We start from the raw sequence: 24,343 nt of genomic DNA, 5'->3' as shown, positions 1-24,343 counted from the left end.
CGATACCGTAGATATAGGTTTGGTGTAGATATAAGTTTGGTCCCGTCCTGTCGACAGTTCGACGGGCGGGACCAAATCATGTTCAGAGGGAGAGGTGGGGGATCATTGACCCTGCTGGCCCAGGTAGTCGGGGATATGCTCGGGATATTCGGGCCAGGCGCCCGGCTGGGTGCAGACGAAGGCTGCGGTGTTGACGGCAGCCCGGTGGGACTGGGTCAGGGAGGCTCCCAGCAGGCGGTTGATGGCGAAGGTGCCGGAGAAGGCATCGCCGGCACCGACAGTGTCGGCCACAGTGATTTCAGGCGTGGGCAGGTGGGAGGACTGGCCGTCCGCCAGATAGATTGTGCTGTAGTCGTTGCCGGCGGTCAGCACGATGGTGTCCAGGTGCCACTGGTCCATGAACCAGCTGCAGAGCTCGTCGTCGGTGGCTCCGGGGACGTGGAACATGTCGCGCAGGGTGACCAGCTCCTCGTCGTTGAGCTTGAAGACCGTAGCCATGTCCAGCAGCTCCTGGATCAGATCCTTGCTGTAGAAGGTGCCGCGCAGGTTGATGTCGAAGAAGCGCATAGCATGGCTCTTGGTGTGGCGCAGGACCTGCAGGCAGGTCTCGCGGGACCCGCTGCTGCGCATGCTCAACGTGCCGTAGCAGACGGCGTCGGCCTTGCTGGCCAGCCCGGCCAGGTCATCCGTATATTCCAGATGATCCCAGGCCACATCGGGCTTGAAGACGTACTGGGGAATGCCGTCGGTCAGCTGGACCTCGACGGTGCTGGTGGGGTGGTCGTTGTGCTGTAGGACGGCATCGACGCCGGCCTTCTGGACCGCCTCCTCAAGCTCTCGGCCCAGGTCGTCGCGTCCCACGGCGCTGATGGCGTAGCCTTCCGCCCCGTTCTTTGCGGCGTGATAGCTGAAGTTGACCGGTGCGCCACCGGCCCGCTTGCCTGTTGGCAGGACGTCCCAGAGGATCTCGCCGATGCTGAGGACCACGGGTTTACTGGTCATGGTGTTCCTTTCCTGATGACGGGCGATGCGCCCGCCTTGTGCTTGTTGATTTCACAGCTGTGCGACCGATGCTGGCCGGATGTTCTAAAAATTGGCTGGCAGCTACCGCGGCGGCCCCGGTCAGCGTCGCATCGGCAGGTAGGTTGGAGAGCAGAATCTGCGTGTGCTCACGCAGCCCAGGCAGGGCACGCTGGGACACAATGGTTCGAACACGTTCCAGCAGGCGGGTACCGGCGGCGCCCACCATGTCTCCGATGACGATCTGGGCAGGATTGTAAGCGTTGACGATGGTCACGCAGCCGTAGCCCACGTAGTCAGCGATCTGATCCGCCAAGTTCTGGGCGACCTGCTGACCCGTGCGGGCCAGGTCGAACAGACTTGCGCAGGCCTCAGCGTGGGTCATGGCCTCGACTCCAGGGAAGTGATCCCGCATATCCGGCTGGCACATGCGGCGATGGATGGCTACCGCCGAGCAGTAGCATTCCAGGCAGCCGCGGTTGCCGCACTCGCAGTGCAGGCCGTTCAGATCGATGCTGACGTGGCCGATTTCGGTAGCCGCTCCCTGGCTTCCGTCCACCAGGGCGCCCCTGTCGATGACTCCCAGCCCAACGCCTTCGCCCACCAGGAAGTATGCCATGCTGGATGCGCTGACGCGGGGATCGAACAGGCTATGTGCCAGTGCGCCGGCTCGGGCATCCTGCTCAATGAACGTGGGAACACGGAAGGCCTGGCCGAATTCGTGGATAAAGTCCACACCACGCCAGCCGGGCATGCTGGTGACCAGGGCGATACGGCCGGTCTCGCGCAGATAAGGCCCCGGCACGGCCATGCCCACGGCCACGATGGCAGGGTTCGTCTCCAGTCGTCCCTCCACGCGGGTTCTGACCTCTGCCACGGCGGCGGGAATGTCATCTGGGTCGACGGGGGGCAGCCCTTCCGAGTCCAGCAGGCGGCCGCTGATGTCGAACAGTCCGATGGTGACCAGGCTGCGGGCGAACTTGACTCCGATGACCTGGTAGCGGTGGGCGTTCAGGGCCAGGCCTATAGATCGACGGCCGCCCCCTGAGTCCATGCTGCCGGTCTCGCTGATCAGACCCAACCCGATCAGACGGCCCACCAGCTTGCCCACCGCAGCTGGTGTCAAATTGAGGTCCCGGGCGATCTGGGCTCGCGAACTGGTGCCGTGCTGGTGCAGATACTGCACGATGCGTGACTGGTTGAGCTCGGAGAGGGCCTTCGGCGTGCTGGCGTATGGACTGCCATGCATGTCAACCTCCTCCTTGAGTGGTGCAGTCACGTGAACTTCGCGTACTTTATGAACAACGTTTATATATTAACACTGTTTATTATTCTTCCGCAAACCCTTTCAAAGCTGTTTAGGGTTTCTCAACAAAGGGAATTCCATCGTTGGCCACGTCTCCTTTACCAGTGTGATGGATCGTAGGTTCTTGCAGGCTCACCGCCATGTGTGAGCTGCTTATGCGTTGAATATTCGACTCTGCCAGTGCACGTTCACCATGGATGCCGGGGTCTCTTCTCGTCCCAGGTAAATGGGTAGATTGATGGGTGACCATCGATGGTCATGGCTGGAACATGCCGACGATACGGTTGTCATCGGCATCAATCTGCTGCGGGAAAGGTATGGAGAATGAGTCTTGATAATGGCATCGACGCCGTCGCCGATCCGCCGAGAGAGCGGCTATTAGCTCTGATTCCCCGGCCGATCCACATGCAAAGGGATCGAGGCCAGCTGCTGTTGCCGGTGGTGGGCCGAATTGTCTGCGGTGCAGCAGTTGACAAGGAGCTGGGTTCTGTTCTGAGTGACCAGTTGATAGATACCATTCAGCAGGCTACTGGGATGGTCTGGGATCATTCGCGGGGGCAGGCGTGGAATGGCGCGATTGGGTTGGATCTGGACCAGAAACTTGGTCCCCAAGAGTATCTTCTGCGCATCGCTGATCAGAGGGATCGTCGCCCGATTGTGGATATCCGCGGCGGAGACGGTCAGGGACTGCGGTGGGGGGTGCAGACCCTTCGCCAGATCGTCATGCAATGCGGTCCGGTGCTTCCGGCTCTGCACATCCAGGATCGCCCCGCCTACCCAACACGCATCTACAGTCTGGATGTGACCCGGGGTCGGGTGCCCACCATGGACTGGCTGCGGCACTGTGCGGATATATTGGCTCTGTATAAGTTCAATCAGCTGCAGCTCTACATTGAGCACACTATGGCTTTCCCGGGTATGAGCGAAGCCTGGAGGGGCACAAGCCCTCTGAAGCCCGGGCAGATCACCGACTTCGATGACTACTGCGCCCGCCTAGGCATCGAGTTGGTGCCTTCGATTTCCACCTTCGGCCACCATTACACCAACCTTCGTACTCGCGGATTCAGAGATCTCGGCGAGTTTCCTGAGCAGGCGGACCGGCCCTACTCTTTTATAGAGCGCCAGGAGCATCACACCATCAATGTCAACCACCCGCAGGCCCTAGATTTCTCGACTGAGCTGATTGACGCCTATGCGCCGCTTATGCGTACGCGAAACTTCAATATCGGTGGGGACGAGACCTTCGATCTGGGCAAGGGGCGTTCGCGGCAGGATGGTTCCAGCAAGGAGCCTGCTGACATGTATGCCGACTATATGATCAGCCTGTGTGATTACCTGCACGCGCAGGGCCGTCATCCCATGTTCTGGGGCGATGTTGCTGTGTCCATGCCCAGAGTCCTGGACAGGCTACCCAAGGACTGTACGCTGCTCAACTGGCTCTATGACCCGCAGGTAGGGCCGGAAAAGGTTGCCCTTGTGGCTTCTACCGGGGCGCGGCAGATAGTCTGCTCGGCCGTTCACGCTTGGAATCTTCTCCTTCCTCGAATCGACGATGCATGGAATAATATCAGCCGTCTGAGTCGATACGGGATCCAGTACGGTGCCGTCGGGGCCATGGTCACCGACTGGGGCGATTACGGGCACATCAACGATCCGCGCATGAGCCTGCCCGGCATGGCTTACGCCGCCCAGTGCTTCTGGAACCCGAACGACGATAATCGGGACCGAGTGGACAGGGATCTGGGCCTGCTGATCTACGGGGATGCGACAGGGGACTATCTGCCGGCACTGATCCAGGCAGGCTCCAGTTCGGTTTTCGGCTGGGACGACATGGTGCGCTACTGGGAGCTTGATGACGGCCATGGGGGCCTCAACCAGGATGTGGCCCACTTCCTTGTCTCCACATTGCCAGGCATGCCTGGGCTGGATTCGTCTGCTGATGCATGCGAAGCTCGCCGGAGCCTGCTCATGGCTTTGCGCATTCGTCTTGAGCAGGTGGATCAGCGTGACGCTCTGCTGGTTGACGCGGCTGTGCGCATGGGCAGGGCCGCCGCCGGATGCCGGTCTGATGCGCGCAGAACCCTGCAGGCCCAGTTGATGGCTGTCCATGGCCAACGCCTCTTCAACGCGCTGGGTCGCAGTCTGGCCGTCCGCCATAATGTTCTGCCTGGAGCTCCGGATGCCAGAGCCGACCGGGATCTGGCGGATGCTCTGGAGATCTGGTTCGAGTCTTACGCCAAGCTTTGGCGTAAGGTCAGCCGTGAATCGGAGCTGGGGCGGATCGCCTCCATAGTCTGGGGCTGTGCCGATATGTTGCGACGGGGGACAAACTGCTGACTAGATCGGCCGCGATGGTCCCTTGGTCCGATACAATGGTGCTATTCCAGGGCGGGGTTGACAGGAGGTTCTATGCTCAGGGTGGCTCTGGTCGAAGATGACCCGTCTGCTGCCAGCACCCTGTCGGAGTACTTGCGGCGGTACGGAAACGAGTGCGGTCTGGGTATCAAGGTTGTGGTTTTCTCTGAACCCACCGCTTTTCTCCAGGGATACCGTCCGAATTGGGATCTGGTCCTCATGGATATCCAGCTGCCCAACATGGATGGCATGGAAGCGGCCCGGCGCTTGCGGGATTTGGATCGATACGTGGTGCTGATATTCGTGACGAACATGGCCCAGTATGCGGTTCTTGGCTACGAGGTGGATGCCTTGGCCTACATGGTCAAACCAGTTAGCTACACCGAGTTTTGCCGGAAATTGGATAGGGCTGTCGCTCTTATTCAGCAGGGCGCCTCGACTATCACGGTGAGTAGGCGGGACGGTATACGGCGATTGCGACTAGCGGACATAGTTTATATTGAAGTCTGTGGTCACAGGCTGATCTATCACGGTGACGGTGAATCGGTGGAGGCCACCGGTACATTGAAAGCCGTCCAGGGTCAACTGGCAGATCGTGGATTCCTACGATGTAATAAGGCCTATTTGGTCAATGTGCGTCACATCCTGGCTGTCAAAGGTACGCAGGTGATTGTTACAGGAAACTGTCATCTGACTATTGGCAGATCGCATCGCAGGCAGTTCATGCAGTCCCTGGCTCTAGAGTTAGCCAGGGAAAATGAGATGGTGCGCCCAAACGCTATGGGTTTGACATGACGGTTCAACGGGTGCTGGATCTTGTTCTTCTGTTTCTGCAGCGGAACGGTTTCATCTTCGAGATCGTGATTGCCACACTGATCTACACCTATCGCTTGGAACGGCGCCGACGGGGCGTCTTTTGGGGCGGTGTGGTGCTGGTGGTTATGCTCGCACAATCCGTCGTATGGAACAGATACGCGCGTGATTCCCCTTGGTTGGCTATGGTCGATAACCTGGTGGTCTTCCTCCTGCTGGCTCTATGGATCGCGGCCATCTGGCGAGTGGATTTGCGGCAGGACCTCCTGTACTTCGTGCTTGGAGGCACAACCCAGCATCTTTGTTATCGCGGTGCAACGATGGTGACCCTGATATCGACAGACCGAGTGAGCGCGTCCTTTCGGCCATCGGTCTATGGTCTTGCCTTGATACCTATGCTGCTGTGCTCGTACCTGCTCTGGGCGAGAAAGCTCAAAAATCATCATGAAATCCGCATCCAAGGACAATCGTTGCTGGCAATGCTGGCAGGTATGTTTCTGTGCGTTAGCGTCTTCACTAATGTAATCAATGCCATAAGGCCGCCCATTGGACCTCGAGTTACAGGTGTTTTTAGCGCTTTCGACATGCTGGCCTGCATTCTTCTGCTCTCGCTGTGCATTGGTCTGGAAGACAAGCAGGAGGCGCGGTACGAGGGGGAGCTGCTTCGTCAGCTCCTCCGTCAGCAACGCAGGCAGATGTCGGCATCCAAGGAAACCATTGAACTGGTCAATGTAAAAGCGCATGATTTGAAAAAACAGATCACCCAGTATGGCCAAGCGCTATCCTCCGATCAGATGAACAGCCTTACCAATCTGGTAGATGTCTATGATGCTTCGGTGCACACTGGCAATGATGCTCTGGATGTGCTGTTGACTCAGAAGGCTCTGGTCTGTGAACGTCGTGGCATAAGGTTCGACAGGATGATAGACGGGGCTCTGCTCGGGTTCATGAATCCTACTGATGTTTATGCGCTCTTCGGTAACGCCATGGATAATGCGTTGGAGGCGCTCGCTGGTTTCGAGCCCAAAGATGGCCGATATATCAGCCTTGATGTGAAAAAACGCGTGGGGATGGTGCTTATCCGGGTCGAGAATCCCTTTCCTGGCGAAATCAGGTTCCTCAATGGGCTGCCTATGACCACCAAGGGCGATGAGCGTGATCACGGCTTTGGCCTACGTTCTATGTCGATGATCGCTAAGCGATACCATGGCAAGCTGTTCATCAAGGCTGAGGATCACTTGTTCATTCTCACCATTGTCTTGCCGAGCGCTTTTTGACGTTCGAGGCTGTAATTCGACCATTCAGGCACTTGGTCTTGCCGGTGGAACCTACCAGTTGAAGAATGAAATCTGCAGCGGCCGGGATGATGCGTTGGCCAATGAAGGCGACGGCCATAACTCGCGGCCAATGCGAGAAAAGGAGAATACATGTCGAAGAAATCGCGGCTATGGAGGGCGATGGCGTCCGTCGGAGCACTGTTGCTCGCTTTGGTCATCATGGCGAGCCTCGTCTTGGAGACTTATAGAACATCGATCGATGCCTTTTTCGGCACAAGGAGCCAGAGAATCGTCACTGATCAATCCGCCCACGGCAAGGACGCCTGGACCTATGCCTCCGAATTCAAAAGTGCAAGAAGCGCATATCAGGGCTTCAGAAAAGAAGCTCTTCAGGAGGCGCCGGAAACTTTCGCCCTGCTCAAGAACGACCATGAGGCTCTCCCGCTTGCCGAGCATGCGAAGGTGACCATGCTGGGCGTCAGAGGATTCGCGCCAATCTATGGCAGTTCGGGAGGTTCCGTCACTGACGGGCATTCCACTGAGCAGATCACCCAGGCTTTCACCAAGAAGGGACTGCGGCTGAATCCATCCACGCTCCAGGCATATCAGCAGTATTTCAAAGGCAAGAAGTGGACGGTTCCCAAGTTCGGCGGTGGCATATTGCCTGAATACGCGGAAATCACCAAATACAACGACCCATGTGAATTATCGATTGATGAATTGACAGGCCTCAATCCGGACTTCAGATCGCAATATGCACAGTTTGGCGATGCGGCTATTGTCGTTGTAGGCCGACCTGGCGGAGAAAACGGCGACGGATATTATCCAGGCAAGCGCGGCCTTGCGCCCGGTGTCTCGACTTCGACCGGCAATATATTGGCCTTGTCTCAAAAAGAGAAGGATATTATAGGCGAGGCAGAGTCTCACTTCAAGAAAGTCGTTGTCCTCATCAACTCGGTCAACCCCATGGAGATAGGCGATCTGAAGGATGACCCGCGGATCAGCGCCATCATGTGGATCGGCTTCCCTGGAGCTTATGGCTTCGAGTCCCTGGCTGATGTGCTTACCGGAGTGGTGTCGCCCTCGGCGCGATTGGGTGATGTCATGGCCCGCAACAGCGCTTTGGCGCCGGCTATGGGTAATTACGGCAATATCCCCTGGGCCAATGCAGCCGACTTCTCGAAGGAAGCTGCGGTCAATTCCTATCTTATAGAGGCTGAGGGCATTTATACCGGTTATCGGTACTACGAGACCAGGTATGCGGACATAGTTGGCGGCAAGGGCGGCAAACAGGCCAAAGCGGGGACCTGGTCCGACCGTGACGGTGCTCCGGCCACAGCTGATGGGGAGTGGTCCTACGACCATGAGGTCGTGTATCCATTTGGATATGGCCTGAGCTATACGAGCTTCCGTCAGCATTTGGATTCTGTAAAAATTGCTGGCGACAAGCGAACGGCAAAGGTGCGCGTAACCGTATCCAACACAGGCGGGCGTAAAGGCAAATCAGTGGTCCAAGTCTATGGCTCTGCGCCCTACACTGACTATGACCGTCGGCAGCATGTTGAGAAATCGGCCATAGCCCTGCTTGACTTTGCAAAGACCGACACGCTCAAACCCGGAGAAAGCCAGACTGTGACCATGACAGTCGACTTGGCCAACTTGGCCAGCTATGATACCTCTGGCGCCGGCACTTACATTTTGGATCCTGGCGACTACTTCGTTGCCATTGGCGATGACGCACACCAGGCCTTGAATTCAGTACTTGCTGCCCAGGGAACGTCGGTGCCTGGAGGACATGCAGATGCTGCCAAGGCCTACCGTTGGTCCTGGCAGGGTGGAATAGATGACAAGACCTTCTCCACAGCGAAGACCGGCAAAAAGATCGTCAACCATCTTTCCCGTGGCGATTACGCTATGGACTACAACGCATTTAAGCCAGGGAGCGTCAAGTATCTGACCAGATCCGACTGGTCCGGTACCTTCCCATCAACTTACAAGGGGTTCAAGGCCGATGGACGATTGGCGACTTTGCTCAACAACGATTTTGTGCCTCTGAAGCACGATGCTGATGCCAAGGAGGCTCAGACGGGGAATGGATCGAGTTCCCTGACTATCAATGAGATGAAGAACGCCCGGTTCGATGATCCTCGGTGGAAAGAAGTCGTAGACAAGGTTCCGGTCAAAGAATTCATGTCGTTTGCTGAAAAAGCCTTCCATGCCATAGGTGCCATGCCCTCTGTCGGGCTTCAGGAGATGATGGCTGATGACGGTCCCGGCGGCTCGGACTCGCATTACCTCAAGGAGGGCACTTATCGCGGAAAGCCCTACGCCGATGCCGAAAAATATGCAGACAAGGGTTCTCGCGTAGCTCCATCCCCCGTCAACCTGGCATATTCATGGAACAAGGCTCTGGGCTATCGGCACGGTCAAATCACTTTGGGCGAAAGCAGCCTGGTCTTCAATCTTCCAATCATGATCGGCCCGGCCATGAATCTGCATCGGCATGCTTACAATTCCCGTGCTGTCGAGTATTATTCCGAGGACCCTATCCTTTCGGGATACATGGGAAGTGCAGTCACCCAAGGGGCACAATCCAAGGGCACTCTGGTCAATATAAAGCATGCCGCTTTCAACGATCAGGAAATCAATCGTTCTGGCATTGCGGTCTTCATGAGCGAGCAGAAGGCTCGCGAGATGGATTTGCGTAATATACAACAGGCTTTCGAGGCCAAGGGCAAACCGGATGACTTCAATGGCCGTGCTCACCCCCATGGCGACTATCGCCAAGGAGCCTTGGGTGTAATGACTTCCTACAATCGTATAGGTGCCGTGGCATCCAGTGCCAATGCTGGTGTCATGAACGACATCATGCGGGATGAGTGGGGATTCACCGGCTACTCGGTAACCGACTTCACCTCGGTTTCGCCTCATGCGTCTCCCAAGGAGTCGCTGATGGCAGGAACCACGGCCTTTTGCGGATTCGGCAATCAGGGAGTCGAATATTGGAATCCCGAAACCCTAAGCTCCGACAAAGCCATGCTGTCGGCAATCCGGAAGGATATCCACTACGCCTTGTGGGCACTGGCCAACTCCAATGCGATGAATGGTGTCAATGAGACTACACATACACAGAACACGCTTACCTGGTGGCGTGGATTGTATCTTGCGGGCATCACTCTTACAGCTCTGGCCACCTTGCTTGGATTGGTTGGCTGCGTACTTGATTGGCGGCGTTCGTCAGGTAAATCGCTTCCATCTGGTGCAGATATTGACGAAGGAGGTGCTCGATGATCAGCTGGCACATGGAACGTAAAGGCAGCCTCTGGACGGCATTGGTGTGTTCCGTGGCGGGCTTGGCTATTTACCTGGCCTCGTCAATGACGGGGTATCTTGCTGGAAAAGGATTGAGCGCAGTAGTGATCGTCTGCACACTGCTGGCATGGGTGTGCCTGGCACCGGTCGAGCTGGCCCGGCTTGATGGAGAGCAAAGTGTTGTAGCTTCCATGAGGTCTCTTGCGGCTGAGGTGCTCCTGTTGATTGCCTTCGCAGTATTTGCCATGTCGCGGGTCAGATTGGCGGCGGATGTCTATTTCATCCCGGTCAATTACCCCCCGTCTGAGCAGACGGCGCTCAATTGGTCCATTCTCGGAGTTGCGGGATATGCGGTGGCCATCGTGGCAGTAATTGTCCGCTTCTGCGGTGAGCCCCGACCGCTCGCCATTTCCGCAGGCTCTGGGTCTAAGGTCTGATTTTTAAGGACGCAGTAAGGGTCGGCACCAGTTTTAGGCATCGGCCGGCCTTTTCTCGAACTGGTCTTGTCGGCTGCCACTCCGGCTTCAAAGGATGGCGGTTGGCAAGACCTTACGACACAGTGAAGGAACTTCATGAAAGCAACTGAGTGGAACCAGGGGTGGCGATACCGCCATTTGCAGGAGAGGGATGAGCCTTGGACGTCTGTGGAGCTTCCCCACGATGCCATGCTGGGGGAACCCAGGAGACCCGATGCCCCGAGTGGTGCCAACAGCGGATGGTTTGTGGGGCGTGACTATGAATACGTCAAGGAAATCCGCACGGACGGACTGGGTCCGCATGAGACGATGATTCTTGAGTTCGAGGGGGTATATCAACACAGCGAAGTTTGGCTGGACGATCGCAAACTGAGCTTCCATCCTTATGGGTACACGGGGTTTTTCGTCGATCTGAGCGGGAAAATGCAGCCAGGCGGCAAGGGGACGATTCGTGTTGTCGCGCGCAATGCTGAACAGCCGAATTCCCGCTGGTACTCAGGGGCGGGCATCTACCGCCCCGTCACGCTGTGGACCGCTGAGGCGCAATGCATCCGCCCCGGCGGCATCAAAGTCTCCACGCTGGGCACCGACCCCTGCGCTATTCACGTGTCTTTGCAGACCTCGTCCGCAGGGAATGCGCAGATTCGCATTCTGCCCACCGATGCGCAACAGGGAGAATTCTTGGCTGATGTCGAGGTTCCTGTGGATGCGGAAGGAAAGGCCCAGGCGGATATCGATCTTCCTGATGCGAGCCCGTGGAGTCCTGAGAGCCCGACGTTGTATGAATGCCAGGTCCTCTTCGTCTCCTCCTCGGGCTGCCAGGACCTCGCGCGGGCTAGGTTCGGCATACGGACTGTCGCCTGGGGAGATCAGGGCCTGCTCATCAATGGTGTCCGCAGAATCCTCAAAGGGGCCTGCGTCCACCATGACAACGGGATTCTTGGCGCCTGTGCTTGGCCTGAGGCCGAGGAGCGGAAGGTCAGGCTGCTCAAGCGCAACGGCTACAATGCCATCCGCAGTGCCCACAACCCCTGTTCCAAGAGCTTTCTGGAGGCCTGCGACCGTCTAGGTATGCTGGTCCTGGACGAGTACATAGACCACTGGTACATACACAAGACGGTGCATGACTATGTGCAGTACTTTCCGCGATGGTGGCGTCGGGATCTGGCCGACATGGTGGCAAAGGACTTCAACCATCCATCGGTCATCATGTACTCTATCGGCAACGAGGTCAGCGAAACCGCACAGCCGAAGGGGATTGAACTGACCAAACGCATGGTTGAGGTTCTGCACGGGCTGGATGCCGGTCGCCCCGTGACATGCGGCGTTAATATCTTTTTCAACTTTCTGAGCTCCATCGGACTAGGGGTGTATTCGGATAAAAAAGCCGAAAAGGAGGCTGCACAAGGCGCTAAACGAAATACAGGTTCCGCACAGAGCCGGCACCGTGGTGCGGTAGGCAGCCAGTTCTTCAACGACATGGCGGGAATCATGGGGGCTAATTTCATGAAGACCGGGGCCACCCTGCCAGCCTGCGACCGTCGGACGCGCGGAGCCTTCGCCTGCATGGACGTTGCTGGATATAACTATGGCATCAAACGATACGCAAATGATCTGCGCCGGTACCCTCATAGGCTTATTTTGGGCACCGAGACCTTCTGCAGTGATGCTGACGAATTCATGCGTCTGGCCCACCGGAATCCGCGTCTGATCGGCGACTTCGTCTGGGCGGGAATGGACTATCTGGGCGAAGTCGGCGTAGGAGCCTGGGAGTATCGGCAGGAGGCGCCGCGGTTCAGCGGCTTCGGTTGGCTTACTGCAGGTTCCGGACGTCTGGACCTGACCGGCAGGCCCCTGGGCGAGGCCCTGTATACCCGTGTGGCATTAGGGGCTGAAACTGGTCCCTATCTTGCGGTTCGACCCGTCAACCATGCGGGGGAGCGGCATTCCCCCAGCGCTTGGAAGATGACCGATGCCCTGGATTCGTGGAGCTGGGATGGATGCGAGGGCCGGACTGCACAAGTAGAGGTATATGCCCGAGCATATGAGGTTGTCTTGAGGCTCAATGGACGTTGCGTAGGGCGCTCGCGTTCGCATGGAAGCACTAGGTTCCGCTTTTCCTGCCCTTATGAGCACGGGATGCTGGAGGCTTTGGCATACGACCGGTCCGGTCAGTTGATTGGCCGACAGGAGCTACGCTCTGCCGGTACAGAAACGATAATTACCTTGGATGCCGATCGAGAGTATGTACGTCCAGGCGGGCTGTGTTTCCTGCGGGTGAGATACACGGATGATCAAGGAATCGATAAGCCGATGGTCCATGGGGAGCTGGCCTGCCATGTGCAGGGCGGCCGGCTGCTGGCCCTTGGATGTGCGGCACCATATAATCCTGAGGGATTTCTCAAGGGGCATACGCGCAGCTATTACGGCCAGGCATTGGCAGTGGTGCAGGCCGATCGGTCAGTTAGCCTTCAGAGTCCGTCAAAGCTTGACTTTGAGATTTCCGACGGCCGTCATCAAAGCGCCATCTGCATTCCGATACGTGATGAGGAGTTGACAGCGGAGGAGAGCCATGCGTGACATCCGTTCGGTTGTGGTCCTGCGCTGGAGACGATTTGCATCCCGTCATCGGCGGATCGCGCAGTTTCTCACCTTTTATGCCTTCTCCCTGTTGGTGACGCTTTTGCAATATTTGATGCTGACTTTTTTGCCGGAGGTCGTCTATCGGTTTACGGATTGGTGTTCGATACCTGCTCAGCTTGGGCATATTCATATTGGCGTTGTGAATACCTATGTGTTCGATTACCCGGTGACCGGCGATGCCACTGGCGGCATGGGATATTTCGCTGCCTTTGCGTTAACCCTTTTTGTTGCCCAATGCGTCAATTTTCCTATGCAGCGCAATGTCACTTTCAAGTCGCACGGCAATGTCTGGTATCAGATTTTCTGGTATATCATCGCCTTTGTCGCCATCACCGTCGTCTGCTCTGTGCTGATGGGGCTATACGTGCCCGTCTGCAAACGTTTCTTTCCGCCGTCGGTTTATAACGTGCTGATCACCGTGATCAATGGTGGCGTGCAAATGGTCATTTACTTTCCCGTGTACGCCATCATCTTCCCTGAGGGCAAGCCGCAGACAGTCTCGGGGAAAGGCCAGTGAAGGATATAATTCAACGAATTGACAAAATCGATCCAGCCTTCTAATCTTGTTGATCAGGAGGAAGGAACCGGTTTCCTCCCCTGTGAACGCTGTAAAAGCAAATGCAATAGGCAAAGGAGCATTTCGTATGGGTCTGTGGGACGTCGACAAGATCGAATACGTGGGTCGCCAGGGCGTGAAGGAGGGCCTGGGCTTTCGTTACTACGACAAGAATAAGGTGGTGGCCGGCAAGCCCATGAAGGACTGGCTGCGCTTCGCCGTAGCCTGGTGGCACACCTTCAACCAGGGTCTGGTGGATCCCTTTGGCGATCCCACCGCGCAGAGGCCCTACTACCGCTACACCGATCCCATGGATCAGGCGCTGGCCAAGGTGGACTACGCCTTCGAGCTCTTTACCAAGCTTGGGGTCGAGTTCTTCTGCTTCCACGACCGCGATCTGGCTCCCGAGGGCGACACCCTGCGCGAGACCGATGCCAATCTTGACAAGGTGATCGACCGCATCGAAGCTGCCATGAAGGACACTGGCGTCAAGTTGCTCTGGAACACCTCGTCGCTCTTCACCAACCCCCGCTTCGAGGCCGGCGCCGGTACCTCGCCCTTTGCTGACATCTATGCATACTCGGCAGGCCAGCTCAAGCACAGCTTGGAGATCGGCAAGCGGCTTGGCGCTGAGAACTACGTCTTCTGGGGCGGCCGTGAGGGCTACGAATCCCTTTGGAACACCCGCATGAAGGAGGAGCAGGACCATATGGCTGCCCTCTTCCACATGTGCGTGGACTACGCCAAGGAGATCGGCTTCGACGCACAGTTCCTGATCGAGCCCAAGCCAAAGGAGCCCACTCTCCACCAGTACGATTACGACGCGGCCACCACCATCAACTTTCTGCGCACCTACGACCTGCAGGATAGCTTCAAGCTCAACATCGAGGGCAACCACGCCAACCTGGCCATGCATACCTATCAGCATGAGGTCCGCGTGGCCCGCGAGGCCGGATTCCTGGGATCCCTGGATGCCAACCAGGGCGACAAGCTGATCGGCTGGGACATGGACGAGTTCCCCTCGGACCTCTACGATGCCACCGCCGTCATGTGGGAGGTGCTGGCCAATGGCAGCATCGGGCCCCGCGGAGGCCTGAACTTCGACGCCAAGCCGCGCCGTTCCTCCTTCCTGCCTGAGGACCTCTTCAGGACCCACATCGTGGGTATGGACACGTATGCCGCCGGTCTTCTGGTCGCGGCCAAGATGCATGAGGATGGCTATATAGAGAAGCTGCAGAAGGATCGCTATTCCTCCTTCGAGTCCGGTATCGGCTCGACGGTCAAGGATGGCACAGCCACACTGGCCTCCTTGGAGGAGTACAGCCTTGATAAGCCGCAGGCTGAACTGATCGCCGCCGACAAATCCGACCATCTTGAAGTGGTCAAGGCCACCATCAACAACTATATCGTCGAGGCTCTGGCTCAGGCCTGAGATCTAACCAAGCATCGCTCAACCCTGTGCGAGGGAATTCGCCCCGTCGTGCAGGGGTTTCTTATGCGCTTTGGACTATCCGGGATTGCTGCGTGTCATGGTGAGGAGACACTCGGATATGTCTGCGGAAAAATAAAGCGGGGATTTTCTGATTTGAGTAATGCCTAAGGCTTGAGGAATAGCCATTCCGGAAGTATTCGCATTTCTGTTCTTTTAAGCGACTTTTCTGTGTTTCCGAGGATTGTTGTAGTTCTTATGTGGTAGGGGGCTATAATGGAACTAAATCGCTTTAGTAAATCATTGAAGAACTACTGCGAACAACATGGAGGTTGTCGATGTCGAATGAGGCTGAGGGCAGGCCAGACAGTAATCGCGAAAGTGATGAACCAGGACCTATTTTGGCCGGTTATTACCGCGCCTGGCACGATAACTGCGGAAAGCCGAGAGTGGATTCGATTTCGCTTGGCGATGTGCCCGCAGATCTGGATCTTGTGTCAATCATCACCAATGGAGAAGTCGATGATGATTTTTGGGTTGCTCTGCCGGCCTACATCGAAAAACTCCATTCGCAAGGCACAAAGGTAGTCAGAACCTTGTTTTTGGACTGCCTCTATCAGGATACCTACGAGGATTGCGGCAAAGTCCACACTTTCAGCAGGCTTGGCGAAGAAAACGGCGGACCAGATCGCCGTGCCGACGAGATAATTGCCAATTACCTGAAGCCCTTTGACTACGACGGCCTGGTGATCGATGTCGATCATGAACCTGAGTCCGAGCAAATGGCTGCCACAGCCGAGGTGTTTCATGCTTTGGCGAAAAAGTGGGGACCTGGTTCAGCGTCCTCGCGCCTCATGATTTTCGATCAGGATATTCTTCTGCCTCAGACCAGTCTGATTGCTCAGGTCTATAAAGATTGCTCCTATTACTTTGCTGACACCTATGGCATGGATGTTCGCCGTATTCAGGGACTTTTCGAGCAGGTTCGTGACTTTGTCCCCGCTTCAAAATTCGTCACTGGTTTTTCATTCTATGAAGAAGGAGGCCCTCGATGGGGTGATGTCACATATCCGTTCGAAGGAAGCAAGGTCAAAGACCTCCTATTCTGGCATCCGGCTGGTTCGAACCGCACAGGAGGACTGTTCGCCTATGCAATAGATCGCGATGGGGTTGCCCAAGGTGACGATCGGTTGAGGCGAACCGATTTTAAAACTATGCACTATGTAAAAGAGCAATTGGAGAACAAAGGAGTCTCTCATGAATAAACTAGGAAAAATATCAGTCATGTTGCTGGCTGCGGCTACCAGCGTCGGGATTTTATCGTCGTGCGGCTCTTCCGAATCTGATAAGAAAACAGTCAAGTTTGCCTACCAGGCCACCGGAGACACCAGTGCCATAAGCAAGTGGATGAAAGACGTCAAAGCCCAGTTTGAGTCTGAGAACAAAGGCGCTACTCTGAAGCTGGAGCCTATCAAGTCGAACGGGGATGACTACGGTAGCAAGCTGGCCTTGATGAGCAAATCCGAAAAAACCGCTCCAGACCTCATGATCCTTGACACGGAAATGATCCGTCCCTATGTCGCAGCTGGTTACCTGAAGCCCATTGATGATCAACTGAAGGGGTGGAAAGACTGGTCGCAGTATTTTGACAGTTCGAAGAATGCCGGCAAAGCCGATGATGGAAAAATCTATGCAGTCCCTCTGGGCACTGACACCAGGGGTATCTGGTATAACAAGGACATTCTCAAGAAGGCCGGCCTGAGTGACAACTGGCAGCCTAAATCCTGGGATGAGGTAATCGATGCGGCGACGAAGATCAAGAAAACGCAGCCCGATGTAATACCGATGAACCTCTATGCCGGCCGTCCTTTGGGTGAGGTCTCCGTCATGCAGGGTTTCGATATGCTTCTTTATGGCACCAAGGGCGGCACACTGTACAACACCAAGACTCAGAAGTGGGTCACTGGTTCCAAGCAATTCAAAGACTCCCTCCAGTTCATCAAGGATATTTACAGCAAGGGTCTGGCACCCACGCCTCAGCAGGCTCTGGATCCTCAGCTTGGTGACAAGGTCGGGCAACAGTGGATGCCTCAGTCCAAACTAGGGATGTCGATCGAGGGCAACTGGCTTGCTTCATCGTGGATGCCTGGCGGCGACAGCGAATGGGCTGACTGGCAGAAGCATATTGGCTGGTGTGGATTCCCAACTCAGAACGGGCAGAAGCCTGGTCTGATCTCCATGTCTGGCGGTTGGGGCCTGGCGCTGTCCAGCCATACGCAGAATCCTGATCTTGCTTTCAAAGCACTTAAAGTTTTCCAAAATGAGAAGCACGCTGCAGCGTACGACACAATCTCCGGATCAATCGCAGTACGCAAGGATGTAGAGCAAGACAAGAAATACCTGGGATCCAATCCCACTATCAAGTTCTTCACGGATTTGGCCAAGTACAGTCAGTACAGGCCGGCGAATTCCCAGTACAAAGAGGTGTCCGACCAGGTCGCTATAGCCACGGAAAGCGTATTGACCGGCCAGAAGTCAGTCAAGGATGCAGCAGCCGAATACGATTCTGCGATAACCAAAACTGTAGGTGCCGATCATACAGAAGCCGCGAAGTAACCGAATTCCATTCGCTGGTTTTCTTTCGTGACTGAGAGAAGAAAATGAATAGCAGCACAAGAAAGAAATTGATAAACGCTGAGCACTACACCCCGATTCTGCCAGCAGCGGCGATGATGGTGTTTTTCCTGCTTGGCCCAATCATATGGTCCTTATATGCGTCGCTGACCGACTATTCAATGGTTGGCTCAACGGCTGTCAACCCACACTTTGTCGGCCTGAAGAACTATGTAGCGCTCTTTACGGATCCTGTTTTTCCCAAGTCCCTCTGGCTTACCATTCTTCTGATCCTAGCCTCGGCACTAATTGGGCAGAACATTCTGGGCATGGTATTGGCTCTGCTCAGTCAAAAAGCGCCCAGAAGACTGACGAAGGTCGTGGACTCAATAGTGGTTCTGGCTTGGGTCATTCCGGACATTGTCGGGTGCTACTGCGCCTATGCGCTCTTTGCTGGCGGAGGCACTCTTGACGCTTTGGGCAAGGTGGTGGGAGCTGATTGGTCGGCTCTTCTTTACTACCATCCAATGACCATCGTCATCATTGTGAACGTCTGGCGCGGCACTGCCTTTTCCATGCTCATCTATCAAGCTGCACTGAACGACATCTCCAAGGATGTTATCGAAGCCGCTGAGATAGACGGCGCGAACGCCTGGCAGTCTTTCTTCAGAATCAAGCTGCCTATCATGCGGCACTCGATTCTTACCAATCTGATGTTGATCACCCTGCAGACGCTCTCTGTCTTCAGCATCATCATTGTGCTGACCGGCGGGGGACCTGGCACGAATTCGAGCACCCTTCCCGTTCTTGCCTACCTGGAGGCTTTCAACTTCTCGAAGTTGGGATATGGAACCGCCATCTCGGTGATATTGGTCGTCGTGGGTGCCCTCTTCTCGGTGCTCTATATCAAGCTGCTAAGGACGAATGATGAAGACTGAAGCCACTCTTGATCCACGGATGAACGCGCCACACAGGCATGACTGGATGAAGCTGGTCGCTGCGGTACTGACAGCCCTAATAGGGTTTCTATTCGCTGCGCCTATGCTCTGGCTGCTGGTGGCCTCCTTCAATACGCATGCAACCCTGTCTTCGTTCAACTTGGGTTTTTCCTTCCAGAACTTCGTGAAGGTATTCAACATGCAGACCTTCGGGTTGCCTATTGTCAACTCGCTGATTATCAGTATTGGTACATCGGTCCTGGTGGTGACTTTTTCGGTCTTGGCAGCCTATCCTCTCTCCAGATTCCGTTCCAAGACCACCAACCGGACCGTTAACGCCATCCTCTTCGCCAGTTGTTTGCCGATTACAGCCATGATGGTCCCTGTTTACGGGATATTCGTTCAGCTTCACCTGATTGATTCACTGACCGGGACCATCCTTTTCATGACTGCCTGCGGATTGCCGCAGGGCATCTTCATGATGAAGAATTTCATGGATTCTGTCCCGGTTACCTTGGAGGAAGCTGCTTGGGTGGATGGAGCCACGAGAATGCAGGCCCTGTTCCATGTGGTCGTGCCTCTGATGGTTCCATCGCTTCTGGTTATTTTTATTTCGGAATTCGCTGGAAACTGGGGGAACTTCTTTGTTCCCTTCATGCTTCTGATGTCTCCGGATAAGGAACCGGCAGCCGTCAGCATATACACCTTCTTCGGGCAGCATGGCACGGTTGCCTATGGCCAGCTGGCAGCTTTCTCGCTGCTGTATTCGATACCTATTCTGATTATTTACGAAGTTACGAATAGATACATTGGCAATCAAACCCTGCTTGCAGGTGCAGTCAAGGAGTAGAAGCGAAGCGTCGATGCTATGGAGAGGAGGGAATCGACATTTTATCTGCTTCTGTCAAAGCAAAGGCAAGTTTGAAAAGAGATCAACCATGAAAATTCGGAGATTGATAACGGCATCAATAGCCATTCTGGCCTTAGCCGGAACGTCCGCGGTAGGAGCGGCTACTGCTTGGGCCGAGCCCGCTGTTCAGGGGAAGGCCCACGAGATGACGGTTGCCTATTTTAGAGCCTGGAGGGATACGCATTCGGATACAACTGTCAATTTCAACTCGATGTCAGATCTGCCCAAGCAGGTGGACATAGCTATCGCCTTTCCCAACCCGGAGACCACTCAGGCCTTCTGGGACACTTTTCCTGGGCAAATTGAGTCCCTGCACAAGCAGGGTACAAAAGTGATCAGGAGTCTGGATATCAGCCTTTTCTATAAGGATGATTTCAACGATCCTCATGACCATCAGTCTCTCTCGCCCATGGAGAGCAATGCAGAGGGATACGCCAAACGCGCCAGCGAGCTCAAGAAGTCCTATCTTTATTTCCCTGGACTTGACGGCTTTGTCGTCAATGCCGAGGCGAGCATGACTTCCACTGATGTTCAACGAGCCACGGGGGTTCTCAGGGCCATGTCGAGCTACTACGGGCCCAAGTCACCTGAGCCGAGTTCCATCTTTGCTTATAACACCAACAAACCTGGGACCAACAGCCTCTATAGAGGAGTGTCCGACGTGGTCTCTTACGTATTCGCCGACGCTTATGGGCGTTCGGTCGGGGCCCTCCAGCGGGACTGGGAGACCTACAAGGGCACGATTAAGAGCAGACAGTACATTCCGGGTTTCTCGTTCTATGAGGAGCGTGGCGGATGGTGGTATGACACCGAAGAGCCGATGTCGACCAGCAGGGCCATGCAGTACGCTCTTTGGGAGCCTGATAACGGGGCTGATGGCGCACAAAAAGGCGGCATTTTTGAGTATGCCGTCGATAGGGATGGAGTGCGCCGTGGCGACGACAAGCTTCAACCTACAACCTTCGAATGGACCAAGGCCCTCTCGGCTGCCATGAACAAGGAGTGACGGCCATTTGAAAGATTGAGGGTCCTTCTGCGTTCCGGCACCTGGACCCTCTTTTATTGTTGATAGTCTGTCCCGATTGTTTAGGCTGCATTTCGGATTTTAAGGGGGACCGTTGATTGCAAAATGCCGCTTCAACATATAGGCGGTAAAGATACAATCTCGGACATTGACCGCTGGAAGTTGCCAATTCGCGAACGGTGAACAAGAGTCCATTTTGAGAAGCTGCAGCATAATGCTGAAAGTGTGGTCGAAGAATGCAAACTGTCATAAGTTTGGGGTTTTCATGAAGCGTGAGCAGGTTTCGAAAATGTTCTTATATCGCTTTTGCCAGTAATGCATCCTTGTGAAAGGCAGGCTTGTGTCACATTTCGAACTTGTGAACAGCTAACACGCCATTTTCTCCGAGACGGTATCGTTTAGAGACTTGATAAGGTACAATTAAACTAAACCGCTTTAGTAGAGATGCGAAGCGGACCTACGAGGAGGTTGTGAGGATGCAGCTGAAGATAGAACGCGTGCTTGACAAGTGCGACCGTGTCATGCGTCAACGCGTGCTACCGAAGATTGAGCGGCCCATGGGCAAGGTCCAAGTCCGCTCTTTCGTCATTTCCGGGGAACCGATACCGTCATCGGAGTTCTTCGAGAAAGTACAGAGCAAGAGCGTGGACTTTCGGCCTCTCTCCCTGGGGGATACCTGGGGCACGACCTGGGGGACCACCTGGATGGAGGTGACCGGCCGCGTCGATGCCGACTGGGCGACAAGGGCCCCGATCGAGCTGGTGGTCGACCTGGGTTGGCATCCTGATGCGCCCGGCGGCCATTTTGAAGCCCAGGCCTATAGGAGCGATGGATCGATTATCAAGGCCGTTAATCCTCGCAACCGCTGGATTCCGCTCGACGGGACCGACCTGGACGGGAATCCGACCCGTGACGAGGCTTCGGTTATTAACCCTGATGGAACCTTTACCATCTATCTGGAAGCGGCCTGCAATCCGCTCCTGCTTGGCACCCCCGCATTCGTGGAGACTCAGCTGGGCGAGGGAACCACAGGTCGTGCCGATGAGCCCAATGTCCTCAAGCAGATGGATGTCTGCCATTTTGACCATGAGGCATGGAACTACTACATGGATCTCGAGGTCACGGCCCAGCTGATCCGCGAATGCAACGAGAGCCAACCTCGGTATTGGCGTCTGGGCAAGGCCCTGCAGCGCTCGCTGAATATCTATGATGAGCGTGACCTGGCCACACTCGCACCGGCTCGGCAAGCCCTGGCTGGTGTACTGGCAGTGCCGGCGACCCCCAGTGCCCTGGACCATGCGGCAGTGGGCCATTCCCATATTGACTCCGCCTGGCTCTGGCCCAAGAGAGAGACCAGACGCAAGGTTGCGCGGACTGTTTCGAACATGCTTGCGCTGATGGAGCGCGATCCTCAATTCATCTATGCCATGAGCTCGCCCCAGCAGTATGCATGGCTGGAGGAGGATCATCCTGATCTCTTCGCTCGTGTCAAGCAACGCATCCAAGAAGGCAGGTTCATCCCCGTCGGAGGGATGTGGGTGGAGTCCGACGGCATGCTGCCATCAGGGGAGTCGTTGACCCGCCAGTTCACCTATGGCAAGCGGTACTACCGGGAGCATCTGGGGGTAGACACGACCGTGGTCTGGGAGCCGGACAGCTTCGGTTATACGGGCCAGTTCCCACAGATTGCCCGCCGTGCGGGAATGACTTCCTTCCTCTCGCAGAAGATCTCCTGGAATGATACAACCAAATTCCCGCATCATACTTTTGATTGGCAGGGTATCGACGGCACGGCCATCTTCACGCATTTCCCTCCTATGGATACCTATGCCTCCAGCATGACGGCCCGTGAACTCAACCATTCTCAGGAAAACTACCAGGACAAGGACATCTCAACCAAGGCCCTGGTTCTGTTCGGCTATGGCGATGGCGGCGGCGGCACCACCAGGGAGATGCTTGGACGCTATGAGCGCCTGCATGATGTAGAGGGGTCGGCCAAGGTGCGATATCAGGCTCCAGCAGATTTCTTCCGCCAGTCCGAGGAAGAGATCCGCGCGGAGGCCGGTTCCGAGATGCCCGTCTGGAAGGGCGAGCTCTACCTGGAGCTGCACCGCAAGACCCTGACTTCTCAGCAGGATATGAAGCGGGGCTGCCGGCAGGAGGAGGCCATGCTGCGCACGGTCGAATACCTGTGCACCTACGCCGGCTTGGTCGATGACTCGTACACCTACCCGCGTCAGGAGCTGGACAAAATCTGGCGCACGCTTCTGCTCAACCAGTTCCATGACATTCTTCCAGGTTCCGCCATCTCCTGGGTGCACAGGCTGGCCAGGGAAGACTACCGCAGGGACATCGCTCGCCTGGAGCAGATTGGCGATGAGGCTGCCCGCGCTATAGCTTCCGCCCAGCCGCAGGCTTCCATGGTGTCTGATGCCAAGCTGGTACCTATGGACGGCAAGGGCCAGACGGCTTGGGAGGCCGTCGGGCCAGTCCAGGCCCAGGAGGGGTCTGAGGACATCAGGCCTGTCCAAGTCAGCCAAGAGGGCGACGGATTCGTTATGGATAATGGTCTTATTCGTGCCGTCGTCGCTTCGGATGGCGAAGTCCATTCCATTCTTGACAGGACCTCCGGCAGGGACTTGGTCCCGCAGGGCTCCTCGGTGGGTGGATACGAGCTCTTCAAGGATGAGCCCTACATGTGGGATGCCTGGGATCTGGAGCGCGATGCTCTGCTAACTGCTTCTCCGGTCGATGATCCAGTCACCATGGAGGCTTTGGATTCAGGTGTTCAGGTATCACGCCGGCATGGCGAGACCACAATCGTCACCACGATCGGGCTGACCCCGGGCGGCAGGCAGTTGGACTTTACGGCTGATGTGGATTGGCACCAGGATGAGCAGCTGCTCAAGGTGGATATTCCCGTCGCCGTTCAGGCCAGATATGCGCAATTCGAGTGCCAGTACGGCTTTATCGACAGGCCCATTCAGAAGAACAACGCTGCTGAAGAGGCCCAGTTCGAGAGCTGCACGCACCGATTCGTCAGGATCAGCGACGACGACCTTGCCGTCGGCGTGGTCAACGCCTCGACATACGGCGGCGATACCACGCCGATCCACTATGACGAGAAGGTCGGCAAAGAGGCGGGTACCCTAGTCAGACTGACCCTCCTGTCCGCTCCAGTCTTTCCCGATCCGCATACCGACAGGGGCAAGCACAGCTTTGCCTGGTCCATCGTCCCTGGGGACACCCAGGCCGACATCCTGCAAGCAGCCTATGCCCTCAACACTCCGGTCTTCCATCATGGACTGCCTGCCGTTGAGCCCCTGGCTGGCGTCGAGGATATCCAGGGTACTACCGTCATCGACTGGATCAAGACGGCTGATGACGACAGCGGCGATGTGATTGTCAGGGTCTACAACCCGGATTCGTCGCCCTCCAAGGCCAGGCTGCACACTGGGTCCGTCCTGCAGGGCGCGACTGTGAAAGAGACCAACTCCTTGGAGGACGGACTTGTGCCCGAAGGCGTGCGGCCTGGCCTGTGCTCCGAACAGGGTGGGCAAGCTGACGGGGCCCTGCTGGATCTCGTTCCCTTCCAGTTCACCACCTTGAGACTCTCCAGGCGCTGATCGCCTGACCGGGGGTGTCTGTCCGGCCGGTTCGTTCGTCGATTT

Annotated in this window: 16 protein-coding genes; 14 read left to right on the top strand and 2 right to left on the bottom strand. The window is 56.0% G+C overall.

What is annotated here, in order from left to right:
• Positions 1–102: 102 nt before the first annotated feature.
• Together AC0AP0_RS00155 and AC0AP0_RS00150 are read right to left on the bottom strand one after the other, a co-directional pair.
• Complete coding sequence (locus tag AC0AP0_RS00155) at positions 103–1,002, bottom strand: carbohydrate kinase family protein (protein ID WP_445342472.1); 900 nt, start codon at positions 1,000–1,002, stop codon at positions 103–105.
• On the bottom strand, positions 992–2,269 hold the full coding sequence (locus AC0AP0_RS00150) for an ROK family transcriptional regulator (protein ID WP_445342473.1): 1,278 nt from the start codon (positions 2,267–2,269) through the stop codon (positions 992–994). Before AC0AP0_RS00150 ends, AC0AP0_RS00155 begins: the two co-directional genes overlap by 11 nt.
• Positions 2,270–2,650: 381 nt before the next feature.
• Here AC0AP0_RS00150 and AC0AP0_RS00145 point away from each other — a divergent pair, with 381 nt between their 5' ends.
• From AC0AP0_RS00145 to AC0AP0_RS00080, 14 genes are all read left to right on the top strand, one after another.
• Positions 2,651–4,663 carry a beta-N-acetylhexosaminidase gene (locus AC0AP0_RS00145; protein ID WP_490428775.1) on the top strand — a complete coding sequence of 671 codons (2,013 nt, stop codon included), beginning with the start codon at positions 2,651–2,653 and terminating at the stop codon, positions 4,661–4,663.
• A 72-nt stretch (positions 4,664–4,735) separates the two neighbouring features.
• Positions 4,736–5,476 carry a LytR/AlgR family response regulator transcription factor gene (locus AC0AP0_RS00140; RefSeq protein WP_490428774.1) on the top strand — a complete coding sequence of 247 codons (741 nt, stop codon included), beginning with the start codon at positions 4,736–4,738 and terminating at the stop codon, positions 5,474–5,476.
• Positions 5,473–6,771: an ATP-binding protein gene (locus tag AC0AP0_RS00135; protein ID WP_490428773.1), complete on the top strand. Its 1,299-nt coding sequence runs from the start codon at positions 5,473–5,475 to the stop codon at positions 6,769–6,771. Before AC0AP0_RS00140 ends, AC0AP0_RS00135 begins: the two co-directional genes overlap by 4 nt.
• A 180-nt stretch (positions 6,772–6,951) precedes the next feature.
• Positions 6,952–10,062: a glycoside hydrolase family 3 C-terminal domain-containing protein gene (locus AC0AP0_RS00130; protein ID WP_490428772.1), complete on the top strand. Its 3,111-nt coding sequence runs from the start codon at positions 6,952–6,954 to the stop codon at positions 10,060–10,062.
• On the top strand, positions 10,059–10,520 hold the full coding sequence (locus AC0AP0_RS00125) for a hypothetical protein (protein WP_445342476.1): 462 nt from the start codon (positions 10,059–10,061) through the stop codon (positions 10,518–10,520). The genes AC0AP0_RS00130 and AC0AP0_RS00125 overlap by 4 nt, the downstream gene beginning before the upstream one ends.
• Positions 10,521–10,655: 135 nt before the next feature.
• A complete protein-coding gene (locus tag AC0AP0_RS00120; protein ID WP_490428771.1) occupies positions 10,656–13,139 on the top strand; it encodes a glycoside hydrolase family 2 TIM barrel-domain containing protein in 2,484 nt (827 codons plus the stop codon).
• Complete coding sequence (locus AC0AP0_RS00115) at positions 13,132–13,719, top strand: hypothetical protein (protein ID WP_490428770.1); 588 nt, start codon at positions 13,132–13,134, stop codon at positions 13,717–13,719. Before AC0AP0_RS00120 ends, AC0AP0_RS00115 begins: the two co-directional genes overlap by 8 nt.
• 127 nt (positions 13,720–13,846) lie before the next feature.
• On the top strand, positions 13,847–15,190 hold the full coding sequence (gene xylA, locus AC0AP0_RS00110; protein WP_490428769.1) for a xylose isomerase: 1,344 nt from the start codon (positions 13,847–13,849) through the stop codon (positions 15,188–15,190).
• A 335-nt stretch (positions 15,191–15,525) separates the two neighbouring features.
• Positions 15,526–16,452, top strand: coding sequence for an EndoS/ChiA family endoglycosidase (locus AC0AP0_RS00105; protein WP_490428768.1), 927 nt, complete (start codon positions 15,526–15,528; stop codon positions 16,450–16,452).
• A 142-nt stretch (positions 16,453–16,594) separates the two neighbouring features.
• Entirely contained in the window at positions 16,595–17,803 is a 1,209-nt protein-coding gene (locus AC0AP0_RS00100) for an extracellular solute-binding protein (RefSeq protein ID WP_254477008.1), read from the top strand.
• Positions 17,804–17,916: 113 nt separating this feature from the next.
• On the top strand, positions 17,917–18,738 hold the full coding sequence (locus tag AC0AP0_RS00095; RefSeq protein WP_490428767.1) for a carbohydrate ABC transporter permease: 822 nt from the start codon (positions 17,917–17,919) through the stop codon (positions 18,736–18,738).
• The gene (locus tag AC0AP0_RS00090; RefSeq protein ID WP_490428766.1) at positions 18,725–19,588 is read left to right on the top strand and encodes a carbohydrate ABC transporter permease; all 864 of its coding nucleotides are present in this window, start codon (positions 18,725–18,727) and stop codon (positions 19,586–19,588) included. Before AC0AP0_RS00095 ends, AC0AP0_RS00090 begins: the two co-directional genes overlap by 14 nt.
• Before the next feature lie 88 nt (positions 19,589–19,676).
• Positions 19,677–20,654 carry an EndoS/ChiA family endoglycosidase gene (locus AC0AP0_RS00085; protein WP_490428764.1) on the top strand — a complete coding sequence of 326 codons (978 nt, stop codon included), beginning with the start codon at positions 19,677–19,679 and terminating at the stop codon, positions 20,652–20,654.
• Between the two features lie 494 nt (positions 20,655–21,148).
• Positions 21,149–24,298 (top strand): alpha-mannosidase, encoded by a 3,150-nt coding sequence (locus AC0AP0_RS00080; protein WP_110412627.1) that lies wholly within the window; start codon positions 21,149–21,151, stop codon positions 24,296–24,298.
• Positions 24,299–24,343: the final 45 nt, after the last annotated feature.

The organism is Bifidobacterium sp. POST2/T3 (B1), assembly GCF_058197115.1.
The sequence above is the reverse complement of the archived record's forward strand: the minus strand, read 5'-3'. Positions and strand labels throughout refer to the sequence as shown.

Excerpts from the sequence above, each read along its gene's own strand:
- AC0AP0_RS00155 (WP_445342472.1), bottom strand. The coding sequence starts at position 1,002 with ATGACCAGTAAACCCGTGGTCCTCAGCATCGGCGAGATCCTCTGGGAC.
- AC0AP0_RS00150 (WP_445342473.1), bottom strand. The coding sequence starts at position 2,269 with ATGCATGGCAGTCCATACGCCAGCACGCCGAAGGCCCTCTCCGAGCTC.
- AC0AP0_RS00145 (WP_490428775.1), top strand. The coding sequence starts at position 2,651 with ATGAGTCTTGATAATGGCATCGACGCCGTCGCCGATCCGCCGAGAGAG.
- AC0AP0_RS00140 (WP_490428774.1), top strand. The coding sequence starts at position 4,736 with ATGCTCAGGGTGGCTCTGGTCGAAGATGACCCGTCTGCTGCCAGCACC.
- AC0AP0_RS00135 (WP_490428773.1), top strand. The coding sequence starts at position 5,473 with ATGACGGTTCAACGGGTGCTGGATCTTGTTCTTCTGTTTCTGCAGCGG.
- AC0AP0_RS00130 (WP_490428772.1), top strand. The coding sequence starts at position 6,952 with ATGGCGTCCGTCGGAGCACTGTTGCTCGCTTTGGTCATCATGGCGAGC.
- AC0AP0_RS00125 (WP_445342476.1), top strand. The coding sequence starts at position 10,059 with ATGATCAGCTGGCACATGGAACGTAAAGGCAGCCTCTGGACGGCATTG.
- AC0AP0_RS00120 (WP_490428771.1), top strand. The coding sequence starts at position 10,656 with ATGAAAGCAACTGAGTGGAACCAGGGGTGGCGATACCGCCATTTGCAG.
- AC0AP0_RS00115 (WP_490428770.1), top strand. The coding sequence starts at position 13,132 with ATGCGTGACATCCGTTCGGTTGTGGTCCTGCGCTGGAGACGATTTGCA.
- xylA (WP_490428769.1), top strand. The coding sequence starts at position 13,847 with ATGGGTCTGTGGGACGTCGACAAGATCGAATACGTGGGTCGCCAGGGC.
- AC0AP0_RS00105 (WP_490428768.1), top strand. The coding sequence starts at position 15,526 with ATGTCGAATGAGGCTGAGGGCAGGCCAGACAGTAATCGCGAAAGTGAT.
- AC0AP0_RS00100 (WP_254477008.1), top strand. The coding sequence starts at position 16,595 with ATGAAAGACGTCAAAGCCCAGTTTGAGTCTGAGAACAAAGGCGCTACT.
- AC0AP0_RS00095 (WP_490428767.1), top strand. The coding sequence starts at position 17,917 with ATGATGGTGTTTTTCCTGCTTGGCCCAATCATATGGTCCTTATATGCG.
- AC0AP0_RS00090 (WP_490428766.1), top strand. The coding sequence starts at position 18,725 with ATGATGAAGACTGAAGCCACTCTTGATCCACGGATGAACGCGCCACAC.
- AC0AP0_RS00085 (WP_490428764.1), top strand. The coding sequence starts at position 19,677 with ATGAAAATTCGGAGATTGATAACGGCATCAATAGCCATTCTGGCCTTA.
- AC0AP0_RS00080 (WP_110412627.1), top strand. The coding sequence starts at position 21,149 with ATGCAGCTGAAGATAGAACGCGTGCTTGACAAGTGCGACCGTGTCATG.